The following is a 9,228-nucleotide window of genomic DNA, read 5'->3' on the forward strand; positions in this document are numbered from 1 at the left end:
TCGATAATAGTGCAGACTTGCGTGTGCCATGACCCAATCAGACGAAAAACTGGTGACGATCTCCTTGTCTGGCATTTCCCATAGATCATGATCATGGTAAAAGAAGCGTATTCTTTCATGCTTCACGGACTGGAGTCACCCGTTTTATGAGTCGCCCTGCCAAGGCAACGATCAATTTGTCTGCTCTCCGCCACAATCTAAGCTTTGCCCGCTCACTTGCTGGCAACAAAGTGATTGGAGTTATCAAAGCAGATGCGTATGGCCATGGGGCAATACCAATAGCACAGGTTTTGCAGGAGGAGCAGATTGATTGCCTGGCCGTCGCATGTATTGAGGAGGCAATCGTACTACGTGAGGCAGGAATTAAAACCCCACTTTTGCTTTTAGAAGGATTTTATGGCTCCGATGAGCTCCCTTTAATGGAATATTACAATCTATCTGCAGTAATCCAACAGAAAGAACAGATAGAAATCCTGCAAAAGTGGAGTGGAAAACCCTTCGACATCTGGCTCAAACTCGATACCGGCATGCATCGCATCGGTTTTCTCCCGGAAGAGTACAAACCTGCTTACACACAGTTGCGTAACTGCCCAAATGTAAACCGCATTATTCTGATGACTCACTTCGCCTGTGCAGACGAATCTGAGAACGATTACACCCAGCAGCAGATCGATATTTTCAGGCAAACGACCAAAAACTTTACAGAAGAAACCTGTCTCTGCAATTCCGCCGGGGTGATGCACTGGCCCCAGGCACATGGTGACTGGATTCGCCCTGGGTTGATGATGCTCGGTTCATCTCCTTTTAATGGACCCCATGAACATGACCACCAGTTGCAGCCTGTTATGGAACTGACATCTCAGATATTTGCTATTCGCAAACTGAATGCTGGCGTTCCGATCAGTTATGGAGCAACTTATGTTACAGATCGCCCAACCACTGTAGGCGTTGTTGCCATGGGGTATGCAGATGGTTATCCACGTCATGCTCCAAGCGGAGGGCCGGTTCTGGTAAACGGCCAACGGACAAGAGTGCTTGGACGTATCTCCATGGATATGATGACCGTTGACCTGAACCCAATACCTGAAGCCAAAATCGGAGATACTGTCACTCTTTGGGGAAAAGGTTTGCCTGCTACAGAAGTCGCTCACCATGCAGGAACCATCTCCTATGAGTTATTCTGCAATCTCAAGCGCGTTCCGATTCAATATGTTGGTCGCTCAAACGCCAAGAGTGAAAAGCCTTAAAACAGACAAAAACAGGCATATCGATGAAACAGACAGTACTGATCACCGGCTGCTCAACAGGGATTGGCCGAGCCTTAGCATTAGAATTTAACAAGAAAGGTTATTGCGTCTGGGCTACTGCGCGGAATATTGATTCATTAACTGACCTGGTTGAAGCAGGCATCCATACTGCAACACTGGATGTTACCAATGAGCAGAACCGCCAGGATGTCATCGACCAGATAATATCCAGCCATGGCCGCATAGATATTCTTGTGAACAATGCCGGCTATGGTGCCATGGGCCCAGTTGCAGAAGCTCCAGAGTCAGCACTCAGACAGCAATTTGAAACAAATGTCTTTGCTCCAACATTTTTTGTCAAACAGCTTCTCCCTGTGATGAAAAAACAGGGAAGCGGCTTAATCATTAACCTGGGAAGTGTTTCTGGAATTCTGACGACCCCATTCTCAGGAATGTACTGCGCATCCAAGGCAGCCCTGCACAGCTTGAACGAAGCCATGGTTATGGAGTTAAAACCTTTTGGTATCGACGTAGTGAATGTGCAGCCTGGAGGTGTGAAATCCAGCTTTGGCAGCAATGCTTCAAAAACTCTCGGCATTCTTCCCAAAGACTCTGTGTATAACGCAATAAAAGATGCTATCGAAGCACGGGCTGTGGCATCACAGAACAGCCCGTCATCTCCAGAAGGTTTGGCAGAAAAAGTCGTCAGCATTATCGCCAGCGGTAAACGACCTCAGATCATCCGCTATGGTCACGGCAGTATCGCCTTCCCCTTTATGGCTCGCTGGCTGCCAGGGAAGCTGGTTCGCAGGGTTCTGTCACATAAGTTCAAGCTGGATCAGCTGGCGTAACGTCTGGGGATCAGCAGACGCCACCGGCTGATAAGCAAAGCACTGAAGATCAGGCTACAGCCAACCATCTGTGCCGTTGCCATCGTCTCATTAAACCAGACGACAGCTGCCAGAGTTGTCCATACAGGCTCCAGAACCATTATCAGAGCAGCATGACTTACTGGGGCCAGACTCTGCCCGTAAGTCTGCAGAGAAAACCTCAGACTTGTCGCAATAAGAATACTGGCAAGCAACCAGCCAATGATTTCTCCAGACACCTCAGCAGGCCAGGTTTCAACCATTGCTGATGTTATCAGTCCTGCCAATCCAACAAGAGTAAGTTGAGCTGCTGTCAGCGGCACTGCAGGAATTTTCCCGGCAATTCGCGAGAGAAAAGTAAACTGCAGAGAGAACAGAATCGCAGCCAACAGGAACCAGATCAGCCCCGGATCAGAGTGGAAGCCACCTTCAAGAGACAGAAAGCCCAACCCGGAAACAGCCACAGGCAGTGCAAGCCAGGTGCTTTTGCTCGCAGGTTCACGAAACAGTAACCAGGCAACGACAGGAACGAACACAACCCCCAGGCTGGTTATAAAAGACCCTGTCCCCATATGAAGACCAAGCGCCAGCCCCTGAATCCAGCACAACATGGCAACCGCCTGAGTGCCTCCGGTTATCCAGACTTTATGACGCAGGGGACTGCTATTCAGAGTCTTCCAGGCACCACGGTTAGTAATAAACAAAAATAGTCCGGCAGAGAAAAAACGAATGCCTATAAACAGAAGTGATGGCATTTCAGCAAGTGCTTCTTTTGAAAAGACCCAGCCGCAGGCAGCAAGAATAGTCACAAGAAAAAGAACAAGATCAGCCTTCAGATGGGAAGAGTTCTCCATGCAATCCTTATCTTTATTATGTGTAAATCATCAAAACGGGCAGTCTTACATAGACTGTACAGAGTCAGAAGGGCATAAAAACAAGAAAGGAGGGTTGCTGACACAACGGATGTTATGCCAGCAGAGAAAATTCTACTGATCTCGCTCCATTATTTGGTAGGCATCTCGCTGAGCACGATCAGCACGACGAGCCAGCCACCAGGCAATAAATGCAGCCAGAGAAACGCAGAGAATCATCAGCGTTGCCAGCGCGTTCACCTTTGGAGAAACCCCCAAACGAACAGAAGAGAACACGACCATCGGTAGTGTGGTTGAACCCGGTCCGGAGACAAAACTGGAAATCACCAGATCATCCAGAGACAGGGTAAACGACAACAGCCAGGCAGAAGCCAGAGCAGGCGCAATTGTCGGAATAGTAATCACAAAGAATGTTTTCAGTGGTGATGCTCCGAGATCCATCGCAGCTTCCTCAATGGAAACATCCATCTCCCGCAACCGTGAGCTGATAACCACTGTCGAATAGGCTGTGCAGAATGTGATATGGGCGATCAGGATCGTCAGCATACCCCGGTCTTCCGGCCAGCCGATGCTTGTCGACAGGGAGACAAACATCAGTAGCAGAGACAGACCGATAATGACATCCGGCATAACCAGAGGCGCTGTGATCATACTACTGAACAGAGTTCTGCCCCGGAACTTACCAAAGCGGTTCAGAAGATAAGCTGACATAGTTCCCAGAATCACAGCAGCTGTAGCTGCACAAACAGCTATTTCCAAACTCGTCAGAACCGCGTCAATCAACTGGTCATCTTTAAACAGCTCTCCATACCACTTGGTCGAAAAACCAGCCCAGACAGTTACCAGGCGAGAGGCATTGAAGGAGTAGATCACCAGAATGAACATCGGCAGGTAAAGAAACACCAGGCCGAACCCAAGAGCAATATTGGAGAAGTTGGTTTTTCGTCCCATTATGAATCCCCTCCCAGTTCCTTCTGTCGGGAATTATTGAAGAACACAATCGGAACGAGAAGAATCAAAAGCATGACCATTGCCAAAGCGGAGGCAACTGGCCAGTCGCGATTGTTAAAGAACTCCTGCCACAGAATCTTGCCGATCATCAGTGTTTCCGGCCCACCCAGCAGCTGAGGAATCACCACCTCACCAACCGCAGGGATAAACACCAGCATTGAGCCCGCAATAATACCGCTCTTGGACAGAGGCAGTGTGATACGGAAGAAGCACTCCACAGGTCTGGCTCCCAGATCCTGCGCAGCCTCAATCAGGGAGTGATCAAGTTTTACAAGATTTGCGTAGATGGGCAGCACCATAAATGGCAGGTAGGCGTACACGAGACCGATATAAACAGCCACATTGGTATTCAGAATAATCAGCGGCTGATCTATCACACCAAGCCACATCAAAAAGTTATTCAGCAAACCATTGTTGCGCAATATTCCCATCCAGGCATAAATGCGAATCAGGAAGGAAGTCCAGGAAGGCAACAGTACCGCAATCATCAATGCTGACTGCCACTTTCGCGGAGCCCGGGCCATTGCATAAGCCATGGGATAACCCAAGAGCAAACACCACAGCGTTCCAAAGAAAGCAACTTCCAGAGAGCCCAGGTAAGCAGACAAATACAACGGATCATCTGCAAGGAACAGATAGTTGCCAAAGTTCAGAACGATCGTGACAGCTTCATCTGCATACTCCAGCAAATCGGAGTAAGGCGGAATCGCAATTTCGGTATAAGCAAAGCTGATCTTCAGAACAATAATAAATGGGATGAAAAAGAACAGCAGCAGCCACAAAAAGGGAATGCCAATAACTGCCCGGCGCCCAAGGTCGGCCTGCAGTTCATGGCAACTCGAAGCCTGTAACTTGCGAAGCATCATGAGTTAAGCACCACGCAGCTATCTGGTTCCCAGTTTATGTAAACCTCATCGTCCCAGGTTGGGTGGTCAGCAGTACGAATCACATTGGCCATTGTACATTGAACAATTGATCCGCCTGGCAGCTGGATGTAATAAACAGAATGAGCCCCAAGATAGGCAATGTCGTAAACAATACCCTGAGCCCAGTTGCAGTTTTCGCCCGGGCGCTCACGACTGATATTTATCTTCTCAGGGCGGAGTGCAACCCAGCACTTACGATCTTCCAGCGGGGCTGCAATACCATGATCAATGTAAACAGGCCCTGGCAACTGGGGACAGCCGATGATGACATGATCCGGTTCATCTTCTGTGATTTCACCTGGGAAGATATTTACCGAGCCAATGAACTCCGCTGTCATACGGCTGTTCGGGTTCTCGTAGATATCAACAGGTGTGCCGGTCTGAACAATCCAGCCATTGTCCATAATGCCAATACGATCAGCCATCGTCATGGCTTCTTCCTGGTCGTGAGTCACCATCAGACAGGTCACACCCACTTTTTCCAGGATCTCCACCACTTCCAGCTGCATCTGTGTTCGAAGTTGTTTATCCAATGCGCCCATAGGCTCATCAAGCAGCAACAGTTTGGGACGTTTTGCCAGGCTGCGAGCAAGAGCCACGCGCTGTCTCTGGCCTCCAGAAAGCTGGTGAGGTTTCCGGCGGGCATACTTCTGCATGCGTACAAGTTTCAGAAGTTCGGCAACACGCTGGTTGATTTCAGCTTTTGGCATGCCATCCTGCTTCAATCCAAACGCAACGTTCTGCTCAACAGTCATATGCGGGAACAGAGCATAAGACTGGAACATCATATTTATTGGGCGTTCATAAGGTGGCAGGTTAGTAATATCCTGACCATCAAGCAGAATGCGCCCTTCACTTGGTTTCTCAAAACCAGCCAGAATACGCAACAGCGTTGATTTGCCTGAACCTGAGCCACCAAGAAGCGCAAAAATCTCGCCTTTGTTAATAGTCAGACTGACTTCATCAACAGCCAGAGTTTCTTCAAAATTCTTGGAAACACGCTCAATCTTTAGCAGCACCTGTTTCTTTTCACGTGCGCTGAATGTTTTCTTATAGAAGCCGGATGGTATAGCCATCGATAGCAGTTCTCCCATAGCTGAATAGCAGCCATGTCACCAAAGCAGTATGCCAGTGTTATTGCACCTTCCCAGCATAAAGCGTTAAGTATGAAAGTAATTCGACAGGTAGTCCAAAGCACTCCACCCCACATGGTGAAGTGCTTTGCTGGGAGTGCCTTACTTCCCGGACATCAACCTATTCCAGGCCCGGGTGATAACCCGGTCAAGTTTAGGTTCAACCTCTTTAAAGGCATACAGCCTGCTCGCTGTCTCCTTATCAGGGTATATTCCAGGATTTTTGGCTATCGACTCATCAAGGAACGGTGTCGATTGTGTATTCGGATTCGCATACGACACATAGTTAGTGATCTCTGCGATCACCTTAGGTTCCAGCAGGTAATTCAGGAAAGCGTGAGCTTCTTCCGTATTGGCTGCACCGACGGGAATCGCCAGCATATCAAACCAGACGCCAGCTCCCTCTTTGGGAATGGAGTATTCAATCACGTTACCATTGCCTGCTTCTTCAGCGCGATCTGAAGCCATCAGGATATCGCCAGACCATCCCATGGCGACAACAATGTCACCATTTGCCAGATCACTGATATAACGTGATGAATTGAAATAAGTTACATAAGGGCGAACCTGACTGATTAACTTTTCAGCCTGTTCATAATCTTTGGGATTCTTACTATTTGGATCCAAACCAAGATAAGTTAATGCTGCGGCAAATACCTCGGTTGGAGATTCAAGGAATGCTACACCATGTGGTGCAAGCTTCTTCATATAATCAGGATTAAACAAAAGCTCCCAACTATTAACAGGGGCTTCTCTTCCAAGAATCTTTTCAATTTTTGCTTTGTTATAACCAATGCCCGTTGTTCCCCACATATATGGAACAGCATATTGGTTATCTGGATCATGCTCCTGGAGTTTATCCAGAAGTTTAGAATCGAGATTCTTCCAGTTAGGTATTTTCGATTTATCTAATTTAACAAATGCACCAGCTCTTAACTGGCGGGATAAAAATTCACTGGTTGGAGCAACCACATCATAACCGGAACGACCGGATAATAATTTGGCTTCAAGAACCTCATTACTATCAAAAACATCGTAGGTTACGTCTATGCCGGTACGTTTTTCAAAAACAGGCAGAGTCTCTTCGGCGATGTAGTCACTCCAGTTCAGAACATTCAAGCTCTTGGCTACTACACCGCCGCTGACACTTAAGGCGGCAACAATAAACAGCAGATACCTTCTCAGGCGCATCATTCTCTGTACTCACTTATAAAAGCCTGTCTCTAATAGCGAAGAGACAGGGTTATTAGAATCAACTCAAATAAAGTTGTCTGCAGAAGATGGACAAGGTTTGAACATCATTACGGCAGCGGCACATTGTCGCTAGGGACTGGCAAAGGTCAATGATTTTTTTTTCATTTTCTGTCAACGTATAGAACTGTTTATCAATCGTCGTATCCAGCGCAAAGAAATAGCCAAGATGAGTAGCTGGTAGGGAATCTTTTTGTCGGAATGAAGGGCAAAGAAAAGGCTCCTTGCGGGGGAGCCTTAACTGGTCGTTGCGTTTAAGAGTTACCCATCCTTGGGTTACACGGCCCTGTGCGTCGACCTTCCTTGTACTTTTTATCCTAGATACTTTCCGACTAGTACAACAGAAGACCATGCCTCTTTTTCCTGTGAGCCATATCTCACAAACTCTTCTTGGCAACGACTCGCTATTCAAGTGCTCATTCAAAATGCGACACTGATTACAGAACAACAATGACTTTTTAAAACTGGATTACCTCCATGGGAAATAACCTGAAACATATCGGTGTTTTGACGTCTGGTGGCGACGCTCCTGGTATGAACGCTGCTATTCGTGCCGTTGTGCGGGCTTGTACCCACTATGATCTGAAAGTGAGTGGAATTCACGAAGGTTACCAGGGTCTTATCGACGGTAACTTTCAAGAGCTGGATGCTCGTGCTGTTGCACATATTATTAACCGCGGCGGAACCATGCTGAAATCAGCACGTTGCATGGAATTCCGTTCCAAAGAAGGCCGTGAAAAAGCCTACGAGCAAGCTAAGAAACAGGGGTTGGATGCACTGGTTGTTATCGGTGGTGACGGCTCCTTTACTGGTGCCAGCCTGTTCTCCAAAGAGTTTGATATCCCTGTCGTTGGTATCCCCGGAACAATTGATAACGATATCTATGGCACCGACTACACCATCGGTTTTGACACCGCCCTGAATACCGTTGTTGATGCTATCGACAAGATCCGTGATACAGCCACTTCCCACAACCGCCTGTTCTTCATCGAATGCATGGGCCGTGATGCAGGCTTTATTGCATTAAACGCTGGCATTGCCGGTGGTGCAACTGAGATTCTGATTCCTGAAGATGATAAGGAAGTTGACGACGTTGTTGCGAAGCTGAAAGCCAGCCGTGACGCCAAGAAGAGTTCCAACATCGTTCTAGTAGCAGAAGGTGATCAGCTGGGCGGTGACGTCTTCAAACTGGCCCGTGATGCTGGTGAAAGACTGCCAGGTTACGATATTCGTGTATCCGTTCTGGGTCATATCCAGCGCGGTGGTAGCCCAACATGTTCTGACCGTGTCCTGGGAAGTCGCCTGGGTGTTGCAGCCATTGAGCAGCTAATGTCTGGTCACAGCGGTATCATGGTAGGCCTTCGCAACGATACCGTGACTACTGAAACCCTGCACGACGCCATCACGAAGAAGCCCGGCATTAACCGGAACCTGATGCACGTCGCCGAGATCGTTTCCTTGTAAACTGATCTTCAGATAGCAAAAAAGGGTCTGCATGCAGACCCTTTTTTATTTGCTCAGAAAAGTGAACGCGGCAAAGCCAACCCAACTCACAACTAATAATAACCATGGCAGCCAGTGCTGCTTATAGATGACATCAGGTGAAGTGATTTCAGGCTCTGAAAGAGCGTTTTCAGCCTGACTGCGAGGGTTCTTTTTCTTTTGCTTATCCAGTTCCCGCATTTTAGCTTTATGCTGCTTCTTATATTGCTCAATACCTTTCTGGATACCCTGAGCAATCAAGCGGGTCTGTTCTTTTGTCTGCCCCGGCTTTTGAGTACCTTTGGCAATTGCCATTGCTTCTTCCTGTGTTTTGGAAGAATTATCCTTTCTCGATCTGGACATATTACCCCCAGTCTCATTTCATTCTTTTCGGAAGGATATAAGAAAACCCCAGCCGACTTATTCGTTAAAATAGC

General features: G+C 47.8%; 9 protein-coding genes. 3 read left to right on the top strand and 6 right to left on the bottom strand.

Translation table 11 applies throughout. The features are described from left to right. Positions 1-146 precede the first annotated feature (146 nt). Together alr and M3P05_RS07405 are read left to right on the top strand one after the other, a co-directional pair. Entirely contained in the window at positions 147-1,247 is a 1,101-nt protein-coding gene (alr, locus tag M3P05_RS07400) for an alanine racemase (RefSeq protein ID WP_249698848.1), read from the top strand. A 23-nt stretch (positions 1,248-1,270) separates the two neighbouring features. Beyond that, positions 1,271-2,098, top strand: a complete 828-nt coding sequence (locus M3P05_RS07405; protein ID WP_249698849.1) for an SDR family oxidoreductase — start codon at positions 1,271-1,273, stop codon at positions 2,096-2,098. On the opposite strand, the gene M3P05_RS07410 is transcribed toward M3P05_RS07405, so the two are convergent. The 5 genes from M3P05_RS07410 to M3P05_RS07430 all read right to left on the bottom strand — a co-directional run bounded on the left by M3P05_RS07410 (position 2,086) and on the right by M3P05_RS07430 (position 7,252). Then, a complete protein-coding gene (locus M3P05_RS07410; RefSeq protein WP_249698851.1) occupies positions 2,086-2,970 on the bottom strand; it encodes a DMT family transporter in 885 nt (294 codons plus the stop codon). The two genes, M3P05_RS07405 and M3P05_RS07410, sit on opposite strands and share 13 nt — an antisense overlap. A gap of 132 nt (positions 2,971-3,102) precedes the next feature. Beyond that, the gene (locus M3P05_RS07415) at positions 3,103-3,939 is read right to left on the bottom strand and encodes an ABC transporter permease subunit (RefSeq protein ID WP_249698852.1); all 837 of its coding nucleotides are present in this window, start codon (positions 3,937-3,939) and stop codon (positions 3,103-3,105) included. Beyond that, entirely contained in the window at positions 3,939-4,865 is a 927-nt protein-coding gene (locus M3P05_RS07420) for an ABC transporter permease subunit (protein ID WP_408635876.1), read from the bottom strand. The genes M3P05_RS07415 and M3P05_RS07420 overlap by 1 nt, the downstream gene beginning before the upstream one ends. Next, on the bottom strand, positions 4,862-6,019 hold the full coding sequence (locus M3P05_RS07425) for an ABC transporter ATP-binding protein (protein ID WP_456299642.1): 1,158 nt from the start codon (positions 6,017-6,019) through the stop codon (positions 4,862-4,864). Before M3P05_RS07425 ends, M3P05_RS07420 begins: the two co-directional genes overlap by 4 nt. Before the next feature lie 141 nt (positions 6,020-6,160). Continuing rightward, positions 6,161-7,252: a polyamine ABC transporter substrate-binding protein gene (locus tag M3P05_RS07430; protein ID WP_249698855.1), complete on the bottom strand. Its 1,092-nt coding sequence runs from the start codon at positions 7,250-7,252 to the stop codon at positions 6,161-6,163. A gap of 534 nt (positions 7,253-7,786) precedes the next feature. On the opposite strand from M3P05_RS07430, the gene pfkA reads away from it, so the two are divergent. Then, entirely contained in the window at positions 7,787-8,773 is a 987-nt protein-coding gene (gene pfkA / locus M3P05_RS07435) for a 6-phosphofructokinase (protein ID WP_249698856.1), read from the top strand. A gap of 45 nt (positions 8,774-8,818) precedes the next feature. Here pfkA and M3P05_RS07440 read toward each other — a convergent pair whose 3' ends face one another. After that, positions 8,819-9,154, bottom strand: a complete 336-nt coding sequence (locus M3P05_RS07440; RefSeq protein ID WP_249698857.1) for a DUF2956 domain-containing protein — start codon at positions 9,152-9,154, stop codon at positions 8,819-8,821. Positions 9,155-9,228: the final 74 nt, after the last annotated feature.

This window comes from Parendozoicomonas callyspongiae (genome assembly GCF_023502345.1).
Classification (GTDB): Bacteria; Pseudomonadota; Gammaproteobacteria; order Pseudomonadales; family Endozoicomonadaceae; genus Sansalvadorimonas; species Sansalvadorimonas callyspongiae.

Excerpts from the sequence above, each read along its gene's own strand:
- alr (WP_249698848.1), top strand. The coding sequence starts at position 147 with ATGAGTCGCCCTGCCAAGGCAACGATCAATTTGTCTGCTCTCCGCCAC.
- M3P05_RS07405 (WP_249698849.1), top strand. The coding sequence starts at position 1,271 with ATGAAACAGACAGTACTGATCACCGGCTGCTCAACAGGGATTGGCCGA.
- M3P05_RS07410 (WP_249698851.1), bottom strand. The coding sequence starts at position 2,970 with ATGGAGAACTCTTCCCATCTGAAGGCTGATCTTGTTCTTTTTCTTGTG.
- M3P05_RS07415 (WP_249698852.1), bottom strand. The coding sequence starts at position 3,939 with ATGGGACGAAAAACCAACTTCTCCAATATTGCTCTTGGGTTCGGCCTG.
- M3P05_RS07420 (WP_408635876.1), bottom strand. The coding sequence starts at position 4,865 with ATGATGCTTCGCAAGTTACAGGCTTCGAGTTGCCATGAACTGCAGGCC.
- M3P05_RS07425 (WP_456299642.1), bottom strand. The coding sequence starts at position 6,019 with ATGGGAGAACTGCTATCGATGGCTATACCATCCGGCTTCTATAAGAAA.
- M3P05_RS07430 (WP_249698855.1), bottom strand. The coding sequence starts at position 7,252 with ATGATGCGCCTGAGAAGGTATCTGCTGTTTATTGTTGCCGCCTTAAGT.
- pfkA (WP_249698856.1), top strand. The coding sequence starts at position 7,787 with ATGGGAAATAACCTGAAACATATCGGTGTTTTGACGTCTGGTGGCGAC.
- M3P05_RS07440 (WP_249698857.1), bottom strand. The coding sequence starts at position 9,154 with ATGTCCAGATCGAGAAAGGATAATTCTTCCAAAACACAGGAAGAAGCA.